Origin of the sequence: Flavobacterium tyrosinilyticum (assembly GCF_023656565.1) — a bacterium.
In the GTDB taxonomy this organism is placed as follows: Bacteria; Bacteroidota; Bacteroidia; order Flavobacteriales; family Flavobacteriaceae; genus Flavobacterium; species Flavobacterium tyrosinilyticum.
The window spans coordinates 918,419-944,791 of the sequence record NZ_JAMOKG010000002.1; the positions used below are offsets into that span (position 1 = coordinate 918,419).

Consider the following 26,373-nt stretch of genomic DNA (forward strand, 5'->3'; position numbering starts at 1 on the left):
CAATTTTGTGAAGACAACAAAATATTATATCGCGGCGATTTCAGCCTTTATTATATGGGGACTTTTTAGTTTGGTCTTAAAGCCAATACACGAATATCCGTCATTAGATATTTTGTTTTTTCGTGTTTTTAGTTGTGCTGGTTTAATGCTTTTAATTGCTTTTTTGTTTAAAAGAAAACAAATAAGAGAAACCGTTGAGATCTTTAGAGCTTTACCAAAATCAGAAAAAAGAAAATCGATTCTTCTGAATATTGGCGGAAGCGTATTTTTAATGGCCAATTGGTTTACATTTATTTATGTAGTGAATCATGTAAGCGTAAAAGCAGCTTCCTTGGCTTATTTGGTTTGTCCCATTTTAACGACTTTATTGGCTTATTTCATACTAAAAGAAAAACTGCTTAAAACACAATGGCTTTCTGTAGGATTAAGCATTTCTGGATGTATATTGCTTTCTTACAGTGACATAATGGATATGCTGTTCAGTATTATTATTGGTTTAACCTATGCGGCTTATTTAGTAAGTCAGCGTGCCAATAAAGGGTTTGATAAGTTTATTGTTTTAACTTTTCATATAACTTTATCAGCATTATGTTTATTGCCATTTTATCCAAGTTACGGAGGACCAGTTCCAACAGAGTTTAAATTCTATTTCTTTATAGAGACAATTGCAATTTTGTTTACAATTATTCCGCTTTTCCTGAATTTGTATGCGCTTTCTGGAATCAATTCTTCAACAGTTGGAATGTTATTAAACATCAATCCGATGATTGCATTTGGTTTGGCGGCCTTCTTTTTCAGAGAAAACATTACACCTTTGCAAATTACAGCGTACGGTATAATTTTTACTGCAGTGTTGGTTTTTAATTCACATCATATTTTTGCAATAAAGCAGAAATTTACCTCAATATCCAAAGATTCTTAATTCATAGTTTTCATATTTTTTATTGGTTTAAAATCGAAAATTACCAGAATCTTAACAGGATGTTTAAACAGGAATGACTATTTTTCATTCCTGTTTTTTTATGTGATAAACAGAAAAAAAATATTTAGCCACAGATTTCACAGATTAAAAGGATTACAGTCTTTGTGCAAAAAAGGGTTGCCACGAATTCCACTAATTTTCACGAATTAATTATTTTTAGAATAGGGAATAAAAATTGGTGAAAATTAGTGGAATTCGTGGCGAAGAAAGAATCATTTTAATCTGTGAAATCTGTGGCTAAAAAAAAACTATTTCTAAACCGAATACTATTGATATGAAAAATACCAAACTTCAAGCCTTTACTCCGTTATTTTATTTAGTGTGGTCAGATGATTTATTGACTCAGAAAGAATTTGCAACTTTAAAAGAGTTTATAAATTCCTTAAATGTTTTATCTGATGAAGAAAAAGAATATCTGCTTTCTAAACTAGATATTTCGAATCCACCTTCGCGAAATGAACTCACACAATGGAAATTGGATATTGAAACAAGTATTCACGACAAATCTTCGATCAAGTCGATTTTTGATATTGCGAAAGCACTTTCAGGAAACGATTTGGATTTAACCCCAATCGAATCAGATTTCAAAAAACTAGAAAATGATTTAGGAATTTTAGGAGAAGAAGCGCTTCAAAACTTCAAAACCAAAGCAGGTTCTTTTACTGCCAATTCTCATACCGACGCAAGTTTTGATATTCAGAAAATCACTCAAATTTTAGATGGAAAAGAAGCAGACATAATCAAAAGAGTAAAATCGGTCATTTCAAGACCCGAATTTGCTTATGAAACTTCGACCGATATTAACGTTTTTAGGCAAATCGTTTACAAATGGTGTAAAATTCTGGCCGATGAAAATCTCGGAAATATGGCGTACCCAAAACAATATGGAGGAGGAGAAAATATAGCCGATTATTTTGCTATTATGGAAACGTTGAGTTATCATGATTTGAGCTTGGTAATCAAATTTGGTGTTCAGTTTGGACTTTGGGGAATGAGCGTTCAGTCGTTAGGGACAGAAAAACATTATGCTAAATATTTAAAAGATATTGGTTCGCTGAAACTTCCAGGTTGTTTTGCCATGACAGAAACACATCACGGATCGAACGTAAAAGGTTTGGAAACTACAGCAACTTACAATCATAACGATCAGACTTTTACCATTCATACACCAAATAAAAACGCTCAAAAAGAATATATTGGAAACGCAGCTGTTCATGGACAAATGGCAACTGTTTTTGCGAAATTAATTATTGAGGATCATGATTATGGTGTAAATGCTTTTGTGGTGCCGTTGCGCGATCCAAATGGAAATGTGGTAAATGGAGTAACAATTGGCGATTGCGGTCATAAAATGGGATTAAACGGCGTTGATAACGGAACCATCAGTTTTGATAACGTTGTGATTCCGAAAGACAATATGCTAGATCGTTTTGCTTCTGTAAATGATAAAGGCGAATTCGAAAGTCCGATTCCGAGTGATAACAGACGATTTTTCACCATGTTAGGCACTTTGGTTGGAGGAAGAATTGGGATTCCGCGTTCCGCTTTAGCCGCAGCAAAATCTGGGTTAACAATTGCCATTCGCTACAGCGATCAAAGAAGACAATTTGGACCAGAAGGAGGTTCTGAGGTGCCAATTTTAAACTACAGAATGCACCAGCGCAGATTATTGCCACATTTGGCTAAAACGTATGCAGTTCATTTTGCATTGCAATATTTAACCAACAGATTTTTAAACAAAACTGAAGCCGAAATGCAAGAAATTGAAGCTTTAGCAGCGGGAATGAAATCGTATTCTACTTGGAGCACGAGAGATATTTTGCAAGAATGCAGAGAAGCTTGCGGAGGAAAAGGTTATTTGTCTGAAAACAGAATTGATGCGCTTAAAAACGATACCGAAATTTACACGACTTTTGAAGGAGATAATACGGTTTTGATGCAATTGGTTGCTAAAAACCGTTTAGCAGAATTCAGAAAATCATTTGGAGAAATGGGTTCGTTGGGAATTATTAATTATGTATATGAAAACGCAAAAACGGCTATTTCAGAGAAAAACCCAATAGCTACACGAAGAACAGACGAGGAGCATTTGTTAGATAGTGAATTTCATCTTCAGGCATTCGTTCACCGAGAGAAAACAATCTTGGCTTCGGCTGCAAGACGTATCAAGAAATTAATCGATGGCGGATTAGAACCTTACGATGCATTTAATGTCGTTCAGCACCAAATGATTGATGTGGCTCAGGCCTATTTAGAAAGAATAGTTTTAGAACAATTTCAACTTGCCATAAAAGCAGTTGAAGATGAATCTTCAAAAGCCATTTTGACGAAATTGAATCAATTGTATGCACTTTCGCAAATCGAAAAAAATAAAGCTTGGTATCTTGAAGATGGTTATATGGAAGCAGTAAAAACCAAAGCAGTACGTAAAATCGTAAATCAGCTTTGTTGGGATATTCGTCCCGATGCTGTGGCTTTGGTAAACGCTTTTGATATTCCTGAAAGCTGTTTAGCGGCGCCGATTGCGGTTTAAACTTTATATATTTTTAAAGGAGCTTTGTCAAAATTTTAAACTTTGACAAAGCTTTTCTTTTATAAATTTATTTATATGAATATTGTTCTGATTATTGAATTTTTTATACCATAAAAGGGTGTAGTTCTATTTTTGGTTAATTATAACCACTGCTAAAATAATTCATTTTTTATATTTTCGCTTTGCTATATTTGTAATTCCTTTATATTAAAATCGCTTTGAAAAAATATTACTTATTTCTATTTCTTATCCTAAACTTTCCTCTTTTTGCATCGGAAAGTACAGATAATATTTTAAAAGAATTAAACGAAGCGATTAAAAATAAACAGCATTACGTAAAGATTAAAGAAGAACGTATTGCGAACTTCAAGAAAATAAAATCTGATAATCTTACGAAAGAGCAGGAGTACAATTATAATAAAACATTGTATTTTGAATATCAGAAATTAAATTCAGATTCTGCTATTCAATATGTAAAAAAGAACCTTAAGATTGCCGAAGAGCTTCATGACAAAGAGCTATTTAATTTAGCGCAATTGCAATTGGTAACGCTCTATTCTTCGTCAGGAAAATATCGTGAATCTGAAGCTCTTTTAAAAAGCATTGATAAAAAAAGTATAGCCACTTCATTACTTCCCAACTATTATATTTCGTATCGCGAGTTTTTTGAACACTATGCAGCTAACAGTTATAGCCCTGAATATAGAAAACAGATTGGAAAATATCGAGATTCATTATTAAGTATTTTAAATCCGAATACATTGGATTATAAAATTAATAGAATTCAGCAAGATATTTTTAGTGATAAGAAATACAACGATCCAAAGAAACAATTATTAGTTTTATTAAATAAAACCAATGAGGAAAGTCCGCAATATGCGATGATTACTTATTTGCTTGGAAAAATTGCCGAAGCTACACATGATTTAGAATCGAGAAAAAAGTATTATGCTCTTTCTGCTACTTCAGATCTTAAAAATGCCAATAAAGACAATGCTTCATTGCAAGAATTGGCATTGGTTTTTTATGAAATTGGCGATGTTGATATGGCTTATAAACTCACACAATCTGCTATTGAAGATGCATTGTACTGCAATGTCCAGTTTAGAACTTTATTGATGTCAGAAGTGTATTCTATTATCAATACTGTTTATCAGGAGCGGGAAGCGGAGAGAAAAAGTGAATTACAGATTTATTTACTTTGCATCAGTTTGCTTTCTCTGTTTTTGCTAGTGGCCATTATCTATGTTTATAAGCAGATGAAAAAAGTTTCGAGAATTAGGAGCGAATTGTATGACACGAGCCAGAAATTGGCAGAATTAAACAAAGATATTACCGAAACCAATAGTCAGCTTCAGGAAAGCAACCTGCAATTGTCTGAATCTAATTTGGTTAAAGAAGAATATATTGCGCATTTCTTCAATCTGTGTTCGACTTACATCAATAAATTGGAAAATTATCGCATTATTCTAAACAAAAAAGCAACAGCAAAACAATTCGATGAAATTTATAAAATTCTAAAATCAACTACTTTGGTTGATAATGAGTTAGAAGAATTGTACAAGAATTTTGATATTATCTTTCTGAATTTATATCCCACATTCGTTAAAGATTTTAATGCTTTATTAATTCCGGAAGAACAGATAGTTTTAAAACAAAATGAATTGCTAAATACAGAACTTCGAATTTTTGCTTTAATCAGACTTGGAATTACTGACAGTGTTAAAATTGCAGCATTTTTACGTTATTCTTTAAGCACAATTTACAACTACCGCACACGAGCTCGAAATAAGGCTGCCGTTTCGCGAAATGATTTCGAAGAAATGGTCATGAAAATTGGTTCGATGGCTTTGAAAGCGTAAATATTTATTTTAAAACCACTACTTTTTTTACTATAGTTTTTCTTTTAAATATTTGTAAATCAGTTTTTTAATTTTTTAAACCACTACTTTTTTCTATCTAAAAATGTAACTTGTACGATAACGTTTTAGTTTTACAATATGATAGAGAAAGTTTTTATAATAGACTTTATAATATTATCTAACTAATGCTTAATTATTACTGTTATGTTAAAAAACGTTAAAACAATTGTTGTTTTACTTTTACTGAGTTCTGCGGGAATGAATGCTCAGAGCAAAGTTCCAGTTTATCTAGACGATAAAAAACCGATTGAAGAGCGTGTAGAAGATGCGCTTAAACGAATGACTACCGAAGAGAAAATTGCCATGATTCATGCGCAATCTAAATTTAGTTCTCCAGGTGTAAAACGTCTTGGAATTCCAGAAAACTGGATGACCGATGGCCCACACGGAATTCGTACTGAGGTAAAATGGGACGAATGGGATCAGGCAGGATGGACAAACGACTCTTGTATTGCTTTTCCTGCACTTACGGCACTTTCGTCAACTTGGAACAAAGAATTGGCTTCTTTATATGGTAAATCTATTGGAGAAGAGGCACGTTACCGTAACAAAAACGTATTATTAGGGCCAGGTGTAAACATTTACAGAAGCCCGTTAAACGGACGTAACTTCGAATATATGGGAGAAGATCCGTTTTTAGCTTCAAAAATGGTTGTTCCTTATATTAAAGGAGTTCAGTCCAATGGAGTTGCTGCCTGCGTAAAGCATTTCGCTTTAAACAATCAAGAAACCAATCGTAACTCGGTTGATGTAATTGTTGATGATCGTGCATTGTACGAAATTTATCTTCCTGCTTTTAAAGCTGCAGTTCAAGAAGGAGATGTTTGGTCGATTATGGGAGCTTACAATAAATACAAAGGTCAGCAATGCTGCCATAACGAATATTTGTTAAACGATATTCTTCGCGGAGAATGGGGCTTCAAAGGTGTTGTGGTTTCAGATTGGGGTGGTGTTAATGATACTAAACAAGCAATACACAATGGTTTGGATATGGAATTTGGTTCATGGACAAACGGACTTTCTTGGGGAACAAGTAATGCTTATGACAATTATTACTTAGCAAAACCATATTCCGAAATGATCAGAAAAGGAGAAATTGGAACAAAAGAATTAGACGAAAAAGTACGTCGTATTCTACGTTTGTCTTTCTTGACGACAATGGATAGAAATCGTCCTTTTGGATCTTTTGGAACAGAAGAACACGCTATTGCTGGGCGTAAAATTGCTGAAGAAGGAATTGTTTTATTGCAAAACAACAACAACATTCTACCAATCAATCTTTCTAAAACCAAAAAGATTGCTGTAATTGGAGAAAATGCTATCAAAATGATGACTGTGGGTGGAGGAAGTTCTTCACTTAAAGCTAGATATGAAATAACTCCGCTAGAAGGTTTAAAGAAAAGAATCGGAAATCAAGCTGAAATTGTTTATGCAAGAGGTTATGTTGGAGATCCTACAAGCAACTACAATGGCGTTGTAGCTAAAGTAAGTTTAGAAGAAAAACGCCCGCAGGCTGAATTAACGGCAGAAGCTTTAAAAGTTGCTAAAGATGCAGATATTGTTCTTTTTATTGGAGGATTAAATAAAAGTCCAAATCAAGATGATGAAGGACATGATCGTAAAGAATTGAATTTATCTTATGGTCAGGATAAATTAATTAGCGAATTAGCGAAAGTAAACAAAAACATTGTTTTCGTAAATATTTCTGGAAATGCAGTGGCAATGCCTTGGATTAAAGAAGTTCCAGGAATTGTTCAAGGATGGTTTTTAGGAACTGAGGCAGGAAATGCTTTAGCAAATGTTTTGGTGGGAGATGTGAATCCGTCAGGAAAATTATCTTTTACTTTCCCAGTAAAATTAGCGGATAACGGAGCTCACGCTTTAGGCGAATTCCCAGGAGGCGATTCAGTAAAATACAATGAAGGAATTTTTGTAGGTTACCGTTGGGCAGATAAAAACAAAATCAAACCATTGTTCTCTTTCGGACACGGTTTAAGCTACACGACTTTTGCTTACGGAAAAGTAACAGCAGACAAAAAACAAATGAACGCTGGAGATAAAATCACATTTTCTGTTAATGTAAAAAACACAGGAAGCAGAGAAGGTTCTGAAGTAGTGCAATTGTACATCACAGATGTGAAATCTTCATTGCCACGTCCGGTAAAAGAATTAAAAGGTTTTGAGAAAGTAGCCCTTAAAGCTGGAGAAGAAAAAACAGTAACGTTTACAATTGACAAAACGGCTTTAAGTTTCTTTGACGATAAAAAACATGACTGGGTTGCAGAACCTGGTGATTTCGAAGCGATAATTGGCGCTTCGTCTACAGATATAAAATCTAAAGTGAATTTCTCACTTAAATAAGTTTTTTATTTCTAAAATTGGTTGGTTTGTAAAGCTGCAAGTGTAAAAATTTGCAGCTTTGCTTTTGGTTAAAAAATTCACCATTAAGACATTAAGAAAAATAAAGAGAAGCTTTATTTTTTTAATATTTAAGCATTAAGATTAGATTCATTAAGTCAAACTTAATTTTCTTAATATCTTAATGGTAAAAAAAAGAAACAATATGAAAAAAATTACGATTGCAATATTGACTTTATTTTTTGCGAAAAATATTTCAGCACAGACACTGAATAAAATGCAATGGTTTAATGAACCTGAAAAATGGGAAATTAAAAACAATGCTCTAATTATGAATGTAACAGCAAACAGCGATTATTGGAGAATTTCACACTACGGATTTACAGTTGATGATGCACCTTTTTACTATGCTAATTATGGGGGCGAATTTGAAGCAAAAGTAAAATTGACTGGAAACTACATTGCGCGTTTTGACCAAATGGGGTTAATGATTCGCATTGACGAAAAAAATTATATTAAAACAGGAGTAGAGTTTGTTGATGGAAAATTTAATATAAGCACCGTTGTAACACACGAGAAAAGTGATTGGAGCGTAACAACTTTAGAAAAAGTGCCTCCTTTTATTTGGATTAAAGCTGTTCGACGATTAGATGCTGTCGAAATATTCTATTCTTTTGATGATAAAAATTATATCATGACTAGAAACGCGCCTTTGCAAGACAACACGCCAGTCATGGTTGGTTTAATGGCCGCTTCTCCAGACGGAAAAGGTTTTGAAGCTAAATTCGAAAACTTCACGGTAAAACATTTACCAGATCAGAGAAGAGCGGAATGGCTGAAAAACCATCAGTAGATTAAATTTCAATTTAAAAATTCCAAATTCGAAACTTAATTTTTGAATTTTAAGATTGCAGAAAATCTAAAATCTGCAATCTAAAATCTACAATCTACAATTAAAACTTAACCTAACTTAAACCAAAAACAAATGAGTTCAATTTCATCTGATATTAAACCAAAAAAACATTATGAAATCCTTGATGGACTGCGTGGAGTTGCGGCTATTTTAGTAGTTGCTTTTCATATTTTTGAAGCTTTCGCAGGCGGAAATCGTTTTGTACAAATTATAAATCACGGATATCTTGCAGTTGATTTCTTTTTCCTTTTATCTGGATTTGTTGTCGCATATGCGTATGATGATCGTTGGGGGAAAATGGGACAATGGGAATTTTACAAACGCCGATTAATCCGTTTACAGCCAATGGTAATCATGGGGATGATTATTGGGGCCATATTTTACTACTTTCAAGCTTCAGATATATTGTTTCCAATGATTGGAGGTATGGAAGTTTGGAAAGTTATTTTGACGATGGTAATAGGGTTTACATTATTACCAATTCCGCCTTCATTAGAAATTAGAGGCTGGGGAGAAATGCATCCTTTAAATGGTCCGGCTTGGTCGCTTTTTTTCGAATATATTGCAAACATCTTGTACGCCTTAATCTTTCGTAAATTTTCGAATAAAGTAATGTCAGTTTTTGTATTGATATTTGCCGGACTGTTAATTAATTATACTGTTTTTGGACCAAAAGGAGATGTAATCGGCGGTTGGTCATTGAATTGGGAACAAATGAATGTTGGTTTCACAAGATTGCTGTATCCATTTTTTGCTGGAGTTTTATTATGCCGTTTAGGGAAATTAATACATGTAAAAAATGCTTTTTGGGTTTGCAGTATTTTAATCACAATTGTTTTAGCATTGCCAAGATTTGGAGACGAAAACAGTCTTTGGATCAACGGATTATACGAATCAATCTGTATTATTTTTATTTTTCCAATTATTGTGGCAATTGGAGCAGGAGGAGAAATTAAAAATGAGTTTTCACTTAAGATTTGCAAACTTCTCGGAGATATTTCATACCCAATTTATATTACACATTATCCCTTAATTTATTGGTTTACAGCATGGGTTGTAGATAATAAAGTTTCGATGGAAAATGGCTATTTGGAAGGAATCGGCGTATTAATCGTAAGTATCGTTCTAGCTTTTGTATGTTTAAAATTATACGATGAGCCAGTTAGAAATTGGCTTGTAAATAAGTTTCAAAAGAAAAAGCCAATAGCGGCATAATGAGTTTTTTAGAGTTTGTAATTTTTGTTAGTTACAAATGTAGAAAGGGATAAAACGATTTGTTTTATCCCTTTTTTATTGATGATTGAAATTGTAGAGACAAACTGTGCGTCTCTACAATTTCACGATTATTTCTAATGAAAGAATTAATTATTGTAACTCATAAAAATTCCTTTTTCCGATTTTAATCTTTGTTTCTTTTCGTAACTGAATTAATTTAAATGGATCGATAATTTTTTCATTATTAATCTGAACCGCACCACTTTCAATTAATCTTCTGTTTGCTGATTTTGTAATATCATTTTTTATAAATGCACAAAGGTCAATTAATGCAATTTCATTGGTTTTGCTTTCTAAAGAAGAAATTGAAACAGGAACAAATGATTTGGTTTCCGCATTTTTACTTTGAAATTGATTAATGAAAAATTGTTCTGCTTGTTCCGCTTCAGTTTGATTATGGTATTGGCTAATGATATTTTTGGCAATCAGTTTTTTAATATTCATCGGATTTTCATTCTCTAATCTTTTCTTGATTTCTTCTTTTTCTTCAAATGAAAAATCGGTTGTCAATTCTAAAAATTCAAGAATAAGAGCGTCAGGAATCGACATGGTTTTGCCAAACATTTCATTCGGTTCATCAATCAATCCGATTGTATTATGAAGCGATTTACTCATTTTTTCTTTTCCATCCAATCCTTTCAATAAAGGCATACACATCACAATTTGTCCTGAAAGTTTAAAACTCTCCTGCAATTGTCTTCCCATTGTACAGTTGAACAATTGATCTGTTCCGCCCATTTCGATATCAGCATTAATTTTAACCGAATCAAAACCTTGTAAAATTGGGTAAACCAGTTCGTGCATGGCAATTGGGGTATTTTCTGTAAATCGTTTATTAAAATCATTTCTATGCATCAATTGAGCGACCGTCACATTGGACATAATCTGAATCACTTCAGAAAAAGAAAGTTCATCGAGCCATTCTGAATTAAAAACAATTTTAGCTTTTTCGACATCAATGATTTTAGATAATTGCGAAATGTAGGTTTCTGCATTATGCTGAACTTCTTCAATGATAAGAGGTTTTCGGCTTTTATTTTTTCCCGTCGGATCACCAATTCTTGCGGTAAAACTTCCCACAACGATTACGATTTGATGCCCTAAATCTTGAAATTGTTTCAACTTTTTCAAGACAACTGCATGTCCCAAATGCAAATCTGGAGCAGTTGGGTCAAAACCTAGTTTGATAATTAGTTTTCTGTTTTCTTTTTCAGCCTGATTGATTTTTTCTTCTAAGCCATTTTCGGGAAGAAAGATGGCGGCATTTTGTTTTAATTTTTCAATTGTTTCCATTTTTTTGAAAATAAAAAAGCCCAGACGCAATGCCCGGGCTTTAAGGTTTATATAATTTATCTATTTAATTTATAGTCGTAAATACGTTGAATTATATGCATAGCCTATCCGAGCAGATATTATTGCATAATAATAAGTGCTGAAAAAAGGAAGGCGTAATATGCTGTTCAAGAATTTCATATCGATTGCAAAGATAAATTTTATGTATTAAAATGGCATCATATTTTAATCATTTTAAACAAAATATCATTAAATGCTTGAAATGGATAACCTTCAGCAGAGAAAGAAAAGATAAATATTATATTTATTCCTTAATATTTTAGAAAATAAAAAAGGTTCAAAGGAAAAACTTTGTCCCTTTGAACCTTTGTAACTTTGTATCTAAAAAATTATTCTAAAACCAATTGCCCTAAAGCTTCTTTAGTAAAGCCTTTTAATTCTTCAGTTTTTCCCGCTTTGATTTTAGCAACCCAATTCGGATCTGATAAAAGAGGTCTTCCAACGGCAACCAAATCAAAATCGCCTCTGTCGAAACGTCTGTTTAATTCTTCTAAAGAAGTCGGTTGCGAACTTTCTCCTGCAAATGCGCCAAAGAAATCACCAGAAAGGCCAACAGAACCTACTGTAATAGTTGGCGCTCCAGTTACTTTTTTAGCCCATCCAGCAAAGTTTAAATCAGAACCTTCAAATTCAGGTTCCCAGAAACGACGTTGCGAAGCGTGAATAATATCAACACCAGCATCAACAAGAGGAGTAAGCCAAGCTTCTAATTCCTGTGGATTTTTAGCCAATTTATAATTATAATCAGAAGGTTTAAATTGAGAAAAACGCATAATCACAGCAAAGTCATTTCCAACTTGTTTTCTCACTTCTTTTATAACTTCAATAGCAAAACGGTTACGCTCAGGAAGTGTTTTTCCTCCATAAATATCTTCACGTAAATTCGTTTCAGCTCTAAAAAATTGGTCAATTAAATAACCGTGAGCACCGTGAATTTCAACAGTGTCAAAGCCTAATCTTTTTGCATCAGCAGCAGCTTTTCCAAAAGCAAGAATAGTATCTTCAATATCTTTTTCAGTCATAGCAACACCATTTCTAAAATCAGGACGGTTTAATCCAGACGGACCTTCAAAAGGAACTGGCGGAACCCATCCAGAATGGTGGTTGTCCATAATTCCCATGTGCCAAATTTGCGGACCCATTTTTCCGCCTGCAGTGTGAACTTCATCAATCACTTTTTTCCATCCGTTTAAAGCTAAATCGCCATAAAAGTGAGGAACATTAGCATCATTAGAAGAAGATTTTCTGTCAATAACAGTTCCTTCAGATAAAATTAAACCAACTTCGCCTTCAGCTCTTTTTTGGTAGTAAGCTGCGACTTCATCAGTTGGAACTCCGTTTGGAGAAAAAGAGCGCGTCATTGGCGCCATTACGATTCGGTTTTTCAGATTTAACGATTTTAGATTAAATTCTGAAAATAGGTTGTTTGTACTCATAGTAATTTTACAAATTAGATTGAATTAATTTACTGAGTGCTTCAAAGGCACCTTCGTTACGTTTATAATAAGTCCATTGTCCAACACGTTTGGCTTCAATAAAACCAGCGCGCTGTAAAATAGACAGGTATTCGGATACTGTGGATTGTGTCAGACCAGCTTTGGCCTGAATCTGCCCAACGCAGACACCATGCTCAAATCCGGCATGTTCTAGCTGTCCCGGAAAATTGATTTCGGGCTCTTTTAACCATTCCAGCATTTGCAATCTGGATTTGTTCGATAATGCTTTAAAAATTTCTATCGTTTCCATGGCGCAAATATATCGACTTTTCCCGATATATGGATTTAGAGAAAAATATTTAGGATAATTTTATGATTGGGGAGGACAAATGAAGAAGATTTTAATAAAGAAAATTTATATTTGTTGTTTAATGTTTCTTAGGAATACACAATATTTTTACTCTCATTTTATGTCATTTCGACGAAGGAGAAATCTCCGCGAGAAGCTCGACAAAGATTGGATTCTCGTTGCAGAGTTACTTGTGGAGATTTCTCCTTCGTCGAAATGACAAATATTGAGGCAATAACATGATTAAAAAACAACCCCAAATCCAAATTAAACTTAATCATTATGAAAAAAACTTTACTTATCGTAGCATTTTTATGTTGTGTAATTACCAGTTCTAAAGCTCAAGTTGTAGGCGTAGATGTTGGAGATATTGCTCCAGAAATTGATCTTCCGGATACAAAAGGAGAGAAAGTTGCACTTTCTTCTTTAAGAGGAACTTTAGTTTTAGTAGACTTTTGGGCTTCTTGGTGCGGACCTTGCATTAAAGAACAGCCTCTATTAATAAAACTGCACAATACGTATCCAGACAAACTATCAATTTACGGAGTTTCTATGGATACCAAAAAGCCATTATGGACAGGAGCAATCGCAAAGGCAAAACTGCCTTGGACAAATGTGAGTGATTTAAAATACTGGCAATCTCCAGTTATTGGAGATTATATGCTGCAATCTATTCCATTGAATTTTTTAATTGATAAAAACGGAATTATTTTAGCAAAAAACATTCACGGACCAGCTTTAGAAGCTAAAATTAAAGAGCTTTTAGAGGTTCAGTAAGATTTTCTTTAACCGCAAAGAGCGCTAAGGTTTACACAAGGTTCGCCAAGTTTTTAAATTTTTAGCGTGCTTAGCGTAAACCTTAGCGCTCTTTGCGGTTAAAAAACAAAAAAGCCCAATCGATAATATTGGGCTTTTAATTTTTAAGACTCTTTAATCACTTTTTTTACACCTCCAAAACTCGTTTTCAGCATTTCTCTTATTTGAAACTGCGTTTTGTTTCCCGATGCGCTTTTCCAATCTTTGAGATCAAAAATATGAATTTGATCTGCGTAAGGATTTGTTAAGAATGAAATTCTTGAAATGGTATATTTATAGTATTTCAGTTCGTGAGAAACATGTCGATTGGGAACCACAATTAATATATTTTCCCAGTTCAAAAAGTCTTTCGGAACGTCTTTTCTTTCTAATAATCCTAAAGATTCAAAAAAAGCTACAATCTTTTGATCATTAAGCTTATTAATCTTATGATCAAGGTTTTTGAAAGTCGTTTGGAGTCTATTTTCATTCATAATAGTACTCATAGTAGAATTGCTTTTTAAGATTTCAATATAAAATTACATTAAAAGAAAATAATTTTTGAATCTGAAGCCATTAGATTCATTCTAAATTTTGAAAGCCTTTCTAGAAACATTTGTTATGAATGAGTTATCATATTTTGATAAAATACTATTAATCTTTCTTCTCTAAAAACTTTATTTTTATCGCTATCTGATTTTACTAACAAACCAAACTTATGAAAACCACTTTCGTCCAAAAAACAATTTTCTGTTTTTTTCTTCTATGTTCATTCCATTTATTAGCGCAAAATAGATCAGGGAGAGCGCTTGTTTTAATCGATAAAGATTGGAGCTTTTCATTTGGTCATCAATACGATACCAAAAGAGATTTCGGTCATGCAGAAGGTTATTTTTCGTATTTAACCAAAACAGGATTTGGCGATGGGCCAGCAGCTTCTGGATTTGACGATCGCGCTTGGAGAAGATTGGGTTTGCCACATGATTGGGCAGTTGAACAACCTTTTAGCGAAAATGCAAGTTTCAGCCACGGATTCAAATCAGCAGGCAAAAATTTCCCAGAGAAAAGTATTGGCTGGTACCGAAAAAAAATAAATATTCCGAATGAAGATTTAGGGAAAATTATTTCTCTGAAATTTGATGGCGTTTTTAGAAATTCAAAAGTCTTTTTTAACGGATTTTATTTAGGAACCGAAGAAAGCGGTTATAATGGTTTTGAATATGATGTGTCGGCTTATGTTAATTATGGAGGCGAAAATACAATTGTAGTGCGTGTAGATGCTTCGATGGAAGAAGGCTGGTTTTATGAAGGTGCTGGAATTTATAGACATGTTTATCTTCAGAAAACAAATCCACTTCATGTGAAGCAAAACGGAACTTATGTTACATCAGAAATTTCAAAGGATAATGCTTTAATTACTGCAGAAGTAAAATTGGAAAACAAAGGTCATTTTAAAGGAAATGTAGAAATAAATCAAATTATTTTGGACGCTTCTGGAAAACAGGTAGCCACAAATTCTGAAAATGTTACAGCTCCAGAGTTTTATAAAACAAATGCTTATTCATCAAAATTGAATTTCAAAAATCCGCTTTTGTGGGATATTGATTCTCCTAATTTATATCAGTTAATTACTGAAATAAAAAAGGATGGAGAAGTAATTGACAGCTATAAAACCTCTTTTGGAATTAGAACGATTGAATTTAATCCAGAAAATGGCTTTTTCCTTAACGGAAAACAGGTAAAACTGAAAGGAACAAACAATCATCAGGATCACGCGGGAATCGGAACAGCACTTCCAGATGAAATTCAGTATTACAGAATCAAAAAACTGAAGGAAATGGGTTCGAATGCCTATCGCTGTTCACATCATCCGCCAACGCCTGAATTGCTGGATGCTTGCGATAAATTAGGAATGCTGGTTATTGACGAAACTCGTTTAATGGGAATCAATGAGTATCATTTGAATGATTTACAGCGAATGATGGAGCGTGACCGAAATCATCCGAGTATTTTCTGCTGGTCAGTTGGAAATGAAGAATGGCAGATTGAAGGCGGAATTACGGGTGAAAGAATTACCAATATCATGCAGGATTTTAGTAAAAGTATTGATCCAACAAGACCTGTTACAGTAGGAATCAGCAGCGGATTTAAAAGCGGAATCTCTTCTGTTGTAGAAATTATGGGATATAATTATCTCGGAAACGGAGATATTGATGCGCATAGAAATCAGTTTAAGCAACAGCCAGGAATGGGAACAGAGGAAGGTTCGACTTTTGCAACGCGTGGAATTTATTTTACAGACGATGCCAAACATTATCAAAGTGCTTACGATAAAAAACCTCGACCAACTTTTTATAGTATAGAAGAAGGCTGGAAGTTTTATGCTGAACGACCTTATTTGGCAGGAATGTTTATCTGGACAGGCTTTGATTACCGCGGAGAGCCAACGCCTTATGGCTGGCCGTCTGTAACATCTTATTTCGGAATGATGGATGTCTGCGGTTTCCCGAAAGACAATGTTTTCTATTTGAAATCTTGGTGGGGAAAAGAACCTGTTTTACATGTACTGCCACATTGGAATTGGAGTGGAATGGAAGGCAAAGAAATTGATGTTTGGGCGTATTCCAATTGTGATGAGGTAGAGCTTTTCCTTAACAAAAAGAGTTTGGGGAAAAAGAAAATGGAGCAAAATAGCCATTTAGAATGGAAAGTAAAGTATAATCCAGGAACTTTGGAAGCGGTTGGTTATAAAAACGGAAAAAAAGTACTTTCTGATGTTCGGAAAACTACTGGAAAATCAGAAAACATCAAATTATCTTTGGATAAAGAAAACGTTTTGAAAGGGAATGTATCTGTTTTAACGGTTGAAACTACAGATAAAAATCGCTTGCACGTTCCGACAGCAAACGATGAAATTATGTTTTCTATTAAAGGCGGTAAAATTTTAGGAGTAGGAAACGGAGATCCAACTTCTTTAGAAAGCGATCAATTTATTGATAATATTGCTTTGGTTGGTATAAGTAATTTTATGGAACAAAAATCAACAACTGCCTCTCTGCCTCAGGAATTGTCTAATTATTCAGAAAACGATTGGACAGAAGCTTTTAAAGATCGTGATTATAAAAAACAAGCACCATCTTATATTTATAAAGGAGAATTTGATTTGAAGAACAACTCCGCTTCAAATGTTGTGAGTTTCTTTTACAAAAAAATAGGAGTTGAAACTGTGATTTTCATCAACGGAAATAAAGTTGAGCCAAGTAAAGAAGATTCTCAAAAATATGTTTTGAATTCGGCTATTTTAAAAGAAGGAAAAAACACGATTCACATTGCAGCAACGCCCTTGCAAAAAGTAAAAGACTGGGATGTTATGAATACAGATCCAGGAATTATTCAAGTAATAACGCCAGCAGAATCTTGGAAGAGAAAGCTTTTTAATGGTTATGCGCAAATCATCATCCAGAAAGATGAAAATGCGAAGGAAGTTATACTTTCTGCTTCTGCGCAAGGATTAAAAAATGGTGTAATTGTGGTGAAGTAGTTTTTTTTAACCGCAAGGCACGCTAAGATTTACGCAAGGTTCGCAAAGTTTTTTCTCAATTTATGTCTTCCTGAGCGAAGTCGAAGGATACGTAAGTGACTCGACATGCAATATAAAATGCGCATATCCTTCGACTTCGCTCAGGAGGACAAATCTGAATTTCTAAATTTAACTGTAAATTCATTTGCGAACCTTTGCGTAATTCTTAGCGAACTTTGCGGTTTAAAACTTGAAACTTTAAACCTGAATCAAAAAAATATTGTTTGATTTTCATAACTTTGCAAAATGAATAATCAAACAGAAATACAGAATTGCGATTTCACTTCAGATTTGAAGATGAAAGGTTTTAAAGTCTATCCTATAAATGGAGATTTCAGTAAAGTTCCCGTTTACAGCCGAAGAGATTTTTATAAAATCTGCATAAACACCAGCAAAAGCGTTATACAATACGCTGACCGTGGAATAGAAACCGACGGGACAATTCTGTTTTTTGGTAATCCGATTATTCCATATTCTTGGGAAACTATTTCTGAGAAATTCGAAGGCTATGCCTGTGTTTTTACCGAAGAATTTTTTAAAACCAAAGACCGTTCTGAAACCCTTCAGGAATCGCCTTTGTTTAAAATAGGAGGAACTCCAATTTTCACTTTAACTACTGAACAAAAGGTGTTTATTGATTCCTTGTTCCAAAAAATGATTGAAGAATATGAAACCGATTATGCTTTCAAAGACGATTTAATGCGCAGTTATGTCAATTTGATTATTCACGAATCAATGAAAATGCAGCCTTCGGAGAACTTCTTTAAACATAAAAATGCTTCTTCGAGAATTACTTCTTTGTTTTTAGAATTATTAGAAAGACAATTTCCAATAGAAACCAAAGATCAGCCTTTAGCTTTAAAAACTCCTCAAGATTACGCGCAGAGCCTTTCTGTTCACGTAAATCATTTAAATCGTTCCGTAAAAGAAGTTACAGGAAGACCAACAACAGCGCACATTACAGAAAGAGTCATTAACGAAGCAAAAGCTTTATTGCAGCACACAGATTGGAGTATTTCTGATATTGGTTATTCGCTTGGATTTGAATATCCGAGTTATTTCAATAATTATTTTAAAAGACTTACAGGAACGGTTCCGAAATCACTTCGCATGTAAATTGTTTCAATTTCTTAATTTTTTGTTTGAATATTGTTATTTCGGCATTATAGTATTGCACTACATTTGCCCTGAAATAAACAACGAATCTTTGTATCAGTTTTTTTAATGACTAAATAACACTTCACAAAAGCATGCTCCGCTTTACATTTAGTTTTAAATTTTGATAATAGAAAAATATAAATTTTTTTAAAGTATTAATTAAAATCAAAATCTCCTTCTATCAAGAGATTCGATGTACTGATTATTTCATTCAAATAAGCTTATAAGAATTTAAAAATTAATTATTAACCTAAAAACAACGAAATTATGTCGACACATTTCACTGCCGTAACCGAAGAAGGTAAAATTCCAAATACTTATATGACAGGCGAAGTGTCATATAAAAAGCAGACAAGCGAAATTCATCCTGAAAATACTGTTATCAAAGATATTTCTTTTGAACCCGGAGCAAGAAGTAATTGGCACAGTAACGCTAGTCTGCAGTTGATCATTGTAACAGATGGAGTTGGCTATTACCAAGAAAGAGGCGGACAAATTAATCTTATTGAAAAAGGAAAAGTAATCACGGTTTTACCTGGAATTGAGCATTGGTACGGAGCAACACCAACGACAAAATATTCTCATATTACCATTGTAACAGAAATAGATAAAGGTCATGGAACTTGGCTGGAAAGCGTTACCGATGAAGAATATTATTCTTTTGAAAGATGCTAGATTCTAAGATGCTAAGATTCTAAGATTCTGAGATTCTAAGTTTTTACGCAGATTTTACTGATTTATAACAGATTATATTTTTTGATTAGGTAAAAATAATCGAAATTTATATAACTATTTGTAAATCAATATGATTTGGTAGATTCTCTATGCCTTTTTTCAACAGTTTTAAAACTTGAAACTTGAAACAAAAAAACAACAAATAAATTATGGAAACAAAAAACATTAAAGCCTTTGGTACCGAAGCTGCCGAAGCACCGTTAAAGACCCTAGATATTCAAAGAAGAGCAGTACAGGCACACGACGTAGAAATCGAAATTTTGTATTGCGGAATCTGTCATTCAGATTTACACTCAGCTAGAAATGAATGGCATGGTACAATTTATCCGATTGTTCCTGGACATGAAATTGTAGGTCGTGTAACAAAAGTTGGAGATCACGTAAAAGGTTTTAAAGTTGGCGATTTGGCAGGAGTGGGATGTTTGGTTGATTCTTGCAGAGAATGCGAACACTGTAAAAATGATTTAGAGCAATTTTGTGATGAAGGAAATATTCAAACATTTAATTCGCCTGACAAACATTTAGGAGGACAAACTTATGGAGGTTACTCTCAAAGTATTGTAGTTGATGAGAGCTTTGTACTGCATATTTCAGATAAACTAGAACTTTCTGCTGTTGCACCATTATTGTGTGCAGGAATTACAACTTATTCACCATTAAAACATTGGAAAGTTGGTCCTGGTCAAAAAGTTGGAATTGTAGGTATTGGCGGTCTTGGCCATATGGGAATAAAAATAGCAAAAGCTATGGGTGCTCATGTAGTGGTTTTTACTACATCTTTATCTAAAACAGAAGACGCAAAACGTCTTGGAGCAGATGAGGTTGTATTGTCTACAGATGAAGCGCAGATGGCAGCACACGCTAGAAGTTTAAACTTCATTTTAGATTGCGTTTCTGCAGAACACAGTATTGATTCGTATTTAAATTTATTGAAAGTAGACGGAACATTAACTTTAGTTGGAGCGCCAATGGATCCGCTTCCTGTAACTTCTTTCAGTCTTATTTTAGGAAGAAGAAGTTTCTCAGGATCTCTAATAGGAGGAATCGCTGAAACTCAGGAAATGCTAGACTTCTGTGCCGAACATAATATCACATCAGACGTAGAAGTAATCGGTGTGAATGATGTTAATGATGCCTACGAAAGATTACTAAAAGGAGATGTTAAATACCGTTTTGTAATTGATATGGAGTCGCTTAAATAAGATGCTAAGTTGCTAAGGTTCTAAGATACTAAGTTTTCTCTTTAGTGCTTAGATCTTGGCTAATTTAGAAAGTGATAAAATAGGATGTTGATTTAGCTCAAAGTAAAGAAAATTATATAAGATACTAAGTTGTTAAGGTTCTAAGATACTAAGTTTTCTCTTTAGTGCTTAGAATCTTGGTTAATTTAGAAATTATGTAAAAAAACAAGGAGTAGAGATTAAAAGGATTAAAGAGAAAAAAACTTAGAACCTTAGCGTCTCAGTATCTTAGAAACTTTAAAAAAAAACATGCAAACACGTAAACTAGGAAATAGCGGCTTAGAAGTCTCAGCGTTGGGACTGGGCTGCATGGGAATGAGTTTTGGCTACGGGCCAGCCCATGATAAAAAAGAAATGATAAGTTTATTACGCTCTGCTTACGAAAAAGGAATTACCTTTTTTGATACGGCAGAATGTTACGGGCCATTTTTGAACGAAGAGTTATTGGGAGAGGCATTATCGCCTTTTCGCGATAAAGTTGTAATTGCGACAAAATTCGGCTTTTTGGAAGGCGATTCTAAAAAAGGATTAGACAGCCGTCCAGAATGGATTAGAAAAAGCATTGAAGGTTCCTTAAAAAGATTAAACACAGATGTAATCGATTTGTATTACCAACATCGTGTTGATCAAAATGTTCCTATGGAAGACGTTGCAGGAACTCTAAAGGATTTAATTCAGGAAGGAAAAGTAAAACATTTTGGACTTTCAGAAGCAGGCGTAGAAAGTATTCGACGTGCACATGCGGTTCAGCCTGTAACAGCACTTCAAAGTGAGTATTCTCTTTGGTGGAGAACTCCAGAAGAAGAAATTTTACCGCTATTAGAAGAATTAGGAATTGGTTTCGTGCCATTTAGTCCGCTAGGAAGAGGTTTTCTAACGGCTAAAATTGATGAAAACACGCAATTTGATAGTACAGATTTTAGAAATACACTTCCGCGTTTCACACCAGAAGCCCGAAAAGTGAATCAAGCTTTGGTAGATTTATTATCTAAAATTGCTTCTGATAAAGGAGCAACAAACGCACAAGTAGCGCTTGCATGGATTTTGGCTCAAAGACCTTGGATAGCACCAATTCCAGGAACAACCAAACTGCATCGTTTGGAAGAAAACCTTGAAGCAACAGATTTAGTGCTCTCAGCCCAAGATCTAGCAGAAATCGAATATGCAGCTTCAAAAATAACAATTGAAGGATCAAGATACCCAGAACATCTGCAGAAGATAGCTGGAAAGTAAGTTTCTGAGATTCTAAGATTCTAAGATGCTAAGTTACTAAGCAACTAACAGAAAACTTAGTATCTCAGAAACTTAGCATCTTAGCATCTAAAAAAAAACAAACCCCTCAAGCAATTCAACTCTTGAGGGGTTTTTTTAGCAAAGATTTGAGGTTCTTAGATATTTATACTTAGAATCTCAGGACCTTAGAATCTTAGCGTCTTAATTCATTTTTACTTTTTGTCTAGGTTTTGTTTTAGCAATTTAGCGTGCTCTAAATGCGCTGTTAAACCTGCAATATTGTTAGAAGCCCAAGTTTTTACATCTTGGTCAACGGCATCTTTTGTTGCATCTTGAAGTTTTTTAATCGCTTTTTCGTGACCATCAATCATCATGTCTGCGAATTTTTTATCGAAATCAACTCCCGTTTTTTCGTTTAGCTTATTGTATTCCTCTTGACCTTCTTCAGTTAGAGAAGTTGGTAGAGTAAAGTTTTTCGCCTTTGCTAAAGCACTCACTTCAGAAGCCGATTTAGTGTGCTCATCAACAAGCATTTTACCAAATTTTTTCACTTCAGGGTTTGTACTTTTTGTTTGTGCCAGTTTACCTATTTCGATTTCAGCTAAATTAATTTCAGCTTGATCTACTAAAAATTCAGAATCATCTTCTTTGCTGTCAATAGAATCAAATTTCGCTTCATTTGCATCTTCTGCAACTTCTTTTGGATCTTCTTGTTTAGTTTCGTTTTTGCAAGATTGAAGGAATAATATAATAAGTCCTGCTCCTAAAATGGCTTTTCCGGCTAATAATAACTTTTTCATGATTTTAATAATTTAAATGTTATGATGTAAAATTATTAAGAACATACAGGAATGTCTTACAGGATTTTGAGAGATTGTTATAGGATTTGGATGCTTTTATATAATTAGAAAATGTATGTTTGTATATTAAGAAGTAAAAAGATTATTCATGAAACAAAAAATTACAATTCTATTTCTTTTAGCTACAGCTTTTGTATCAGCTCAAATCAGTTATAAAGGTTTTATTGATAAATACCCAATCGAGTTTGTAACCGATATCTATTCTGATGGACAAGGAACGGCAATTTATGCTTATTCCAATTATGTCACTCCAATTGTCTTAAATGCTAAATTAAATGGCAAAACTTTAGTATTTACAGAAAAAGATAAAAATGATAAAGAAACCGCGAAATTGAGTTTTGAAAATTATAGTTCTGAAAGTGATCAATTAAATGGAATTTGGAAAGATTTAAATTCCGGAAAAGAACTTAAAATCAGTCTGATAAAAGAGTTTGACCTTAATTATAATAATGGAGAAGAATGGACAGAAAGAGAAATTCTACAACCCGTTTCTTTAAAAGACAAATATTTTAAATTGATTATTTTGAAAGAAAAAGGTTCATCTACGGTTTCTGGAATAAAAATTATTGAAAAAAAGACCGATAAATTAATTCAGAAGGTTGATATAGAATGCCAACTTTGGGGATTGCATAATATAAATGTAGGCGATTATAATTTTGATGGATTTGAAGAGTTTTCTGTTTTCGAATCTAGTTATGCAGGTCCAAATACTTCAAGAATATATTTTCTTTATAATCCAAAAACAGGAAAATATTTTGAAAGCGGTTTTAGCGGAACTTCTTTAGAATTTGACAACAAAACAAAAAGAATTTACGAGCATAATCAGTGTTGCGCTGGAAGAAGCGTAGAAAGAACTGAATATAAAGTGGTCAATAATAAAATGGTTTTGATTAAAAAGACCTGTATGGAATATGACGATAAAACACAGGATTACAAAAAGATTAAATGTGATTAATTATTTTATAATATTATAAAAATGAAGTTATTAAGAACATATAATGGGGGCTTACAGGATTTTTAGAGATTGTTGTAGGATTAAGGTTTACTTAAAAAATCATAATTTTAAATAATTATAAGAAGGAGATTGATTTATTAAAAATTATATATTTGAACCTAAAAAAAAATAATATCAAAAACTTTAAAATCAACTATTTTATGATTCGAAATTTATTCTTGTCAATATTTACTTTTTTATGTGTTGTAACATTTTCAAAACTAACGGCTCAGCAATTAACTTTTATTCCAAATAAAACAGATAAAGGACTAATCTTCGGATCAATTACATTTCCAAAAGAAAAAGCACATTTTAATGAGTATTTTATTCAGATTAGTTATAAAGCTGCAGATGAAAAAACTGCAAGAAAAAATTTTAAAGAAGTTCATATTAGTCCAGCTCAAATTTTTAAAATGAGACACAAGGGAGAGTTAGATAATGGACTTACTTATCTTTTTGCAATTGAAAGACCAGAAGGAGAAAATGAAATAACTGGAATTCGACTTTTTTCTAATAGTGGTTTTGCAATACTTCAAAAAAATAGTGGATTGGGAGGTTTTTCGATTCCCTTTAAAGTAAATAAAGGTGAGATTTTATATATTGGGAATATATTATTTAATGAATATGCTGAAAAAGGTGAGGTGGCTGTTAGCTATCAAAATAACTTTGAAAAAGATTTGGCAGGTATAAAAAATGTGCAAAAATATGTCTATTGGGATGGAGCAAAAGAAGATCAGTCAATAAAAATATCTTATAAAAAAGAAGATTAATATCCTTAAATTTTTAAAATAATCAAAATCCCAACTCCAAAAGAGTTGGGATTTTTTTTTTCATTTCACATTCCACATTTCACATTTCATAAAAAAAAAAGAAAATTTACATTTCCACTTTCACAATTCCCATCCTACAAAAATGAAATTTCCAGCAAAAATTCTATAACAGATTCGCTTAACTTTTTGAAGAACTTTGACTTATCAGATTTTTAGAAATAATATTAAAAATTAAAGTCATGCCAAATCCAAGAATTAAGAATGAAGAGCAATATGAAGCATTGGTAAAAAAAGGATACAGCAAAGAAAAATCTGCTCGTATTGCCAATACTCCAGATGCGGGGAAGAAAGGTGGAAAAGCAAAACCTTATGACGAATGGACAAAAGAGGAACTTCTGAAACAAGCCAGTAAAGTTGGCATAAAAGGAAGATCTTATATGAATAAAAAAGCCTTGATTGAGTCTTTAAGAAATAACTAAAATTTGAAACAAAACATTAATGCGATAAAAATAGCAATATCATGAACGCCACAGCCAAAAAAGAAATCTTAATGAATCAGTTGATAAAAGCACCACATTTAGTAATTGAAAAATTAGATTTGGAATACATCAATGATTATCAATTGACCATTGTACGCTGTCGCGAAGGAGAAAATTTCGTTTATAAAAAGAACGGAAAGAATGTAAAAAGCAAACATGAAATTAAACGCATTAATAGTCTGGTACTTCCGCCAGCTTGGGAGAATGTTCGTATCACCGATATTACAAATGGACATTTACAAGCCGTAGGAACTGATCTTAAAAATAGAAAACAATACCGTTATCATCCAAAATGGAATTTGATTCGAAATCAGACCAAGTTTTATAAAATTGCTGAGTTTGGATCTAAACTCCCAGCGATTAGAAAGCAAGTTGATCTTGATCTGGAACAGAAGGAATGGTCTAAAGAAAAAGTAACTGCTTTGGTCATTCGATTAATGGAAGAAACGCACATTCGAATCGGAAATGAGAAATATGCCAAAGACAACAAATCGTACGGACTTTCGACTCTTAGAAAACGTCATATTAATATCAATAAAAATTCGCTCCGATTTGAATTTGTTGGCAAAAAAGGGAAACAGCATACTATTACGACGCGAAACAAACAACTGATCAAACTGGTGAGCCGTTGCGAAGAAATTCCAGGCTGGGAAGTTTTTAAATATTACGATAAAAATGGCGAGAAAAAAGTACTGGACAGTCATATGGTCAATGAATATCTGCATAATATATCGGGGGAATATTTCAGTGCGAAAGATTTTAGAACTTGGGCTGCCTCTATTATTTTCTTCGAGAGCCTGATGGAAATTGGAGTGACTTCAGACGAAAAAGAGATCAAACAGAATATTATAACTGCTTTTGATCTGACTGCCGAAGCGCTCGGAAACACTAGAAAAGTATGCAAAGATTATTACGTTCATCCGCTTTTGATTTCCACTTATGAAGATGGCTCTATTCAGGAGTATTTTGATAAGGTTAAAAAAAGTAGAAGCACGAAAAAATATTTTACAAAAACAGAAAGCGCATTCTCGGAATTGATTCAAAATTATGAGATCAATCTAGAAGCATCTTGCCAATAAAAAGAGTTGAAACATCTCTCCCAAAAGTTTCAAAAGTTTGAAGTACAAACAAAATCATTATTAACTAAAAAACTATTATTATGTTACGTTGGACAGTCACTTTTATTATTCTAGCCATAGTGGCGGGAATATTTGGTTTCGGTGGAATTGCCGCTGGAGCTGCTAGTATAGCAAAAATTTTATTCTTTATATTTTTAGTTCTTTTTGTTATTTCTTTAATAAGCGGAAGATCAACAAGAGTATAGAAGAAGTATCAGTAAATACAAAC

Annotated in this window: 22 protein-coding genes; 17 read left to right on the top strand and 5 right to left on the bottom strand. The window is 33.3% G+C overall.

Features of this window, described 5'->3' with window-relative positions; translation table 11 throughout:
• Nucleotides 1-7 precede the first annotated feature (7 nt).
• The 6 genes from NCC77_RS11835 to NCC77_RS11860 all read left to right on the top strand — a co-directional run bounded on the left by NCC77_RS11835 (nucleotide 8) and on the right by NCC77_RS11860 (nucleotide 9,923).
• Nucleotides 8-922 (top strand): EamA family transporter, encoded by a 915-nt coding sequence (locus tag NCC77_RS11835; RefSeq protein WP_250835744.1) that lies wholly within the window; start codon nucleotides 8-10, stop codon nucleotides 920-922.
• A gap of 334 nt (nucleotides 923-1,256) precedes the next feature.
• Nucleotides 1,257-3,515, top strand: coding sequence for an acyl-CoA dehydrogenase family protein (locus NCC77_RS11840; protein WP_250835745.1), 2,259 nt, complete (start codon nucleotides 1,257-1,259; stop codon nucleotides 3,513-3,515).
• 218 nt (nucleotides 3,516-3,733) lie between these two features.
• Nucleotides 3,734-5,377: a SusR family glycan utilization regulator gene (gene susR / locus NCC77_RS11845; protein WP_250835746.1), complete on the top strand. Its 1,644-nt coding sequence runs from the start codon at nucleotides 3,734-3,736 to the stop codon at nucleotides 5,375-5,377.
• 204 nt (nucleotides 5,378-5,581) lie between these two features.
• Complete coding sequence (locus tag NCC77_RS11850) at nucleotides 5,582-7,798, top strand: glycoside hydrolase family 3 C-terminal domain-containing protein (RefSeq protein ID WP_250835747.1); 2,217 nt, start codon at nucleotides 5,582-5,584, stop codon at nucleotides 7,796-7,798.
• 202 nt (nucleotides 7,799-8,000) lie between these two features.
• Nucleotides 8,001-8,648 (top strand): DUF1349 domain-containing protein, encoded by a 648-nt coding sequence (locus tag NCC77_RS11855; protein WP_250835748.1) that lies wholly within the window; start codon nucleotides 8,001-8,003, stop codon nucleotides 8,646-8,648.
• Nucleotides 8,649-8,780: 132 nt separating this feature from the next.
• Nucleotides 8,781-9,923 carry an acyltransferase family protein gene (locus tag NCC77_RS11860; protein ID WP_250835749.1) on the top strand — a complete coding sequence of 381 codons (1,143 nt, stop codon included), beginning with the start codon at nucleotides 8,781-8,783 and terminating at the stop codon, nucleotides 9,921-9,923.
• A gap of 150 nt (nucleotides 9,924-10,073) precedes the next feature.
• On the opposite strand, the gene tyrS is transcribed toward NCC77_RS11860, so the two are convergent.
• The 3 genes from tyrS to NCC77_RS11875 form a co-directional block, all read right to left on the bottom strand.
• Nucleotides 10,074-11,276, bottom strand: coding sequence for a tyrosine--tRNA ligase (gene tyrS / locus NCC77_RS11865; RefSeq protein WP_250835750.1), 1,203 nt, complete (start codon nucleotides 11,274-11,276; stop codon nucleotides 10,074-10,076).
• 389 nt (nucleotides 11,277-11,665) lie between these two features.
• Nucleotides 11,666-12,772 (bottom strand): NADH:flavin oxidoreductase, encoded by a 1,107-nt coding sequence (locus NCC77_RS11870; RefSeq protein ID WP_250835751.1) that lies wholly within the window; start codon nucleotides 12,770-12,772, stop codon nucleotides 11,666-11,668.
• Between the two features lie 7 nt (nucleotides 12,773-12,779).
• Nucleotides 12,780-13,082 carry an ArsR/SmtB family transcription factor gene (locus NCC77_RS11875; protein ID WP_091496855.1) on the bottom strand — a complete coding sequence of 101 codons (303 nt, stop codon included), beginning with the start codon at nucleotides 13,080-13,082 and terminating at the stop codon, nucleotides 12,780-12,782.
• A gap of 321 nt (nucleotides 13,083-13,403) precedes the next feature.
• Here NCC77_RS11875 and NCC77_RS11880 point away from each other — a divergent pair, with 321 nt between their 5' ends.
• On the top strand, nucleotides 13,404-13,898 hold the full coding sequence (locus NCC77_RS11880) for a TlpA family protein disulfide reductase (protein ID WP_250835752.1): 495 nt from the start codon (nucleotides 13,404-13,406) through the stop codon (nucleotides 13,896-13,898).
• Between the two features lie 143 nt (nucleotides 13,899-14,041).
• Here NCC77_RS11880 and NCC77_RS11885 read toward each other — a convergent pair whose 3' ends face one another.
• Nucleotides 14,042-14,422: a hypothetical protein gene (locus NCC77_RS11885; protein WP_095927623.1), complete on the bottom strand. Its 381-nt coding sequence runs from the start codon at nucleotides 14,420-14,422 to the stop codon at nucleotides 14,042-14,044.
• 212 nt (nucleotides 14,423-14,634) lie between these two features.
• Between NCC77_RS11885 and galA the strand changes: the two genes are divergently transcribed.
• The 5 genes from galA to NCC77_RS11910 all read left to right on the top strand — a co-directional run bounded on the left by galA (nucleotide 14,635) and on the right by NCC77_RS11910 (nucleotide 21,863).
• Complete coding sequence (gene galA, locus NCC77_RS11890; RefSeq protein ID WP_250835753.1) at nucleotides 14,635-17,457, top strand: beta-galactosidase GalA; 2,823 nt, start codon at nucleotides 14,635-14,637, stop codon at nucleotides 17,455-17,457.
• Between the two features lie 285 nt (nucleotides 17,458-17,742).
• The gene (locus NCC77_RS11895) at nucleotides 17,743-18,612 is read left to right on the top strand and encodes a helix-turn-helix domain-containing protein (protein WP_250835754.1); all 870 of its coding nucleotides are present in this window, start codon (nucleotides 17,743-17,745) and stop codon (nucleotides 18,610-18,612) included.
• 309 nt (nucleotides 18,613-18,921) lie between these two features.
• A complete protein-coding gene (locus NCC77_RS11900) occupies nucleotides 18,922-19,329 on the top strand; it encodes a cupin domain-containing protein (RefSeq protein ID WP_095927619.1) in 408 nt (135 codons plus the stop codon).
• A gap of 209 nt (nucleotides 19,330-19,538) precedes the next feature.
• A complete protein-coding gene (locus tag NCC77_RS11905; RefSeq protein WP_250835755.1) occupies nucleotides 19,539-20,591 on the top strand; it encodes an NAD(P)-dependent alcohol dehydrogenase in 1,053 nt (350 codons plus the stop codon).
• 288 nt (nucleotides 20,592-20,879) lie between these two features.
• Nucleotides 20,880-21,863, top strand: a complete 984-nt coding sequence (locus tag NCC77_RS11910) for an aldo/keto reductase (protein WP_250835756.1) — start codon at nucleotides 20,880-20,882, stop codon at nucleotides 21,861-21,863.
• A gap of 212 nt (nucleotides 21,864-22,075) precedes the next feature.
• On the opposite strand, the gene NCC77_RS11915 is transcribed toward NCC77_RS11910, so the two are convergent.
• Complete coding sequence (locus NCC77_RS11915; RefSeq protein WP_250835757.1) at nucleotides 22,076-22,663, bottom strand: DUF4142 domain-containing protein; 588 nt, start codon at nucleotides 22,661-22,663, stop codon at nucleotides 22,076-22,078.
• Nucleotides 22,664-22,811: 148 nt separating this feature from the next.
• Here NCC77_RS11915 and NCC77_RS11920 point away from each other — a divergent pair, with 148 nt between their 5' ends.
• The 5 genes from NCC77_RS11920 (at nucleotide 22,812) to NCC77_RS11940 (ending at nucleotide 26,350) form a co-directional block, all read left to right on the top strand.
• Nucleotides 22,812-23,678 (top strand): XAC2610-related protein, encoded by an 867-nt coding sequence (locus tag NCC77_RS11920; RefSeq protein WP_250835758.1) that lies wholly within the window; start codon nucleotides 22,812-22,814, stop codon nucleotides 23,676-23,678.
• Nucleotides 23,679-23,878: 200 nt separating this feature from the next.
• Nucleotides 23,879-24,487, top strand: a complete 609-nt coding sequence (locus tag NCC77_RS11925) for a hypothetical protein (RefSeq protein ID WP_250835759.1) — start codon at nucleotides 23,879-23,881, stop codon at nucleotides 24,485-24,487.
• A 239-nt stretch (nucleotides 24,488-24,726) separates the two neighbouring features.
• Entirely contained in the window at nucleotides 24,727-24,966 is a 240-nt protein-coding gene (locus NCC77_RS11930; protein ID WP_095927614.1) for a DUF7218 family protein, read from the top strand.
• A 41-nt stretch (nucleotides 24,967-25,007) separates the two neighbouring features.
• Nucleotides 25,008-26,105, top strand: a complete 1,098-nt coding sequence (locus NCC77_RS11935; RefSeq protein WP_250835760.1) for a DNA topoisomerase IB — start codon at nucleotides 25,008-25,010, stop codon at nucleotides 26,103-26,105.
• Nucleotides 26,106-26,185: 80 nt separating this feature from the next.
• Entirely contained in the window at nucleotides 26,186-26,350 is a 165-nt protein-coding gene (locus tag NCC77_RS11940) for a DUF1328 domain-containing protein (RefSeq protein ID WP_008463190.1), read from the top strand.
• Nucleotides 26,351-26,373 lie beyond the last annotated feature (23 nt).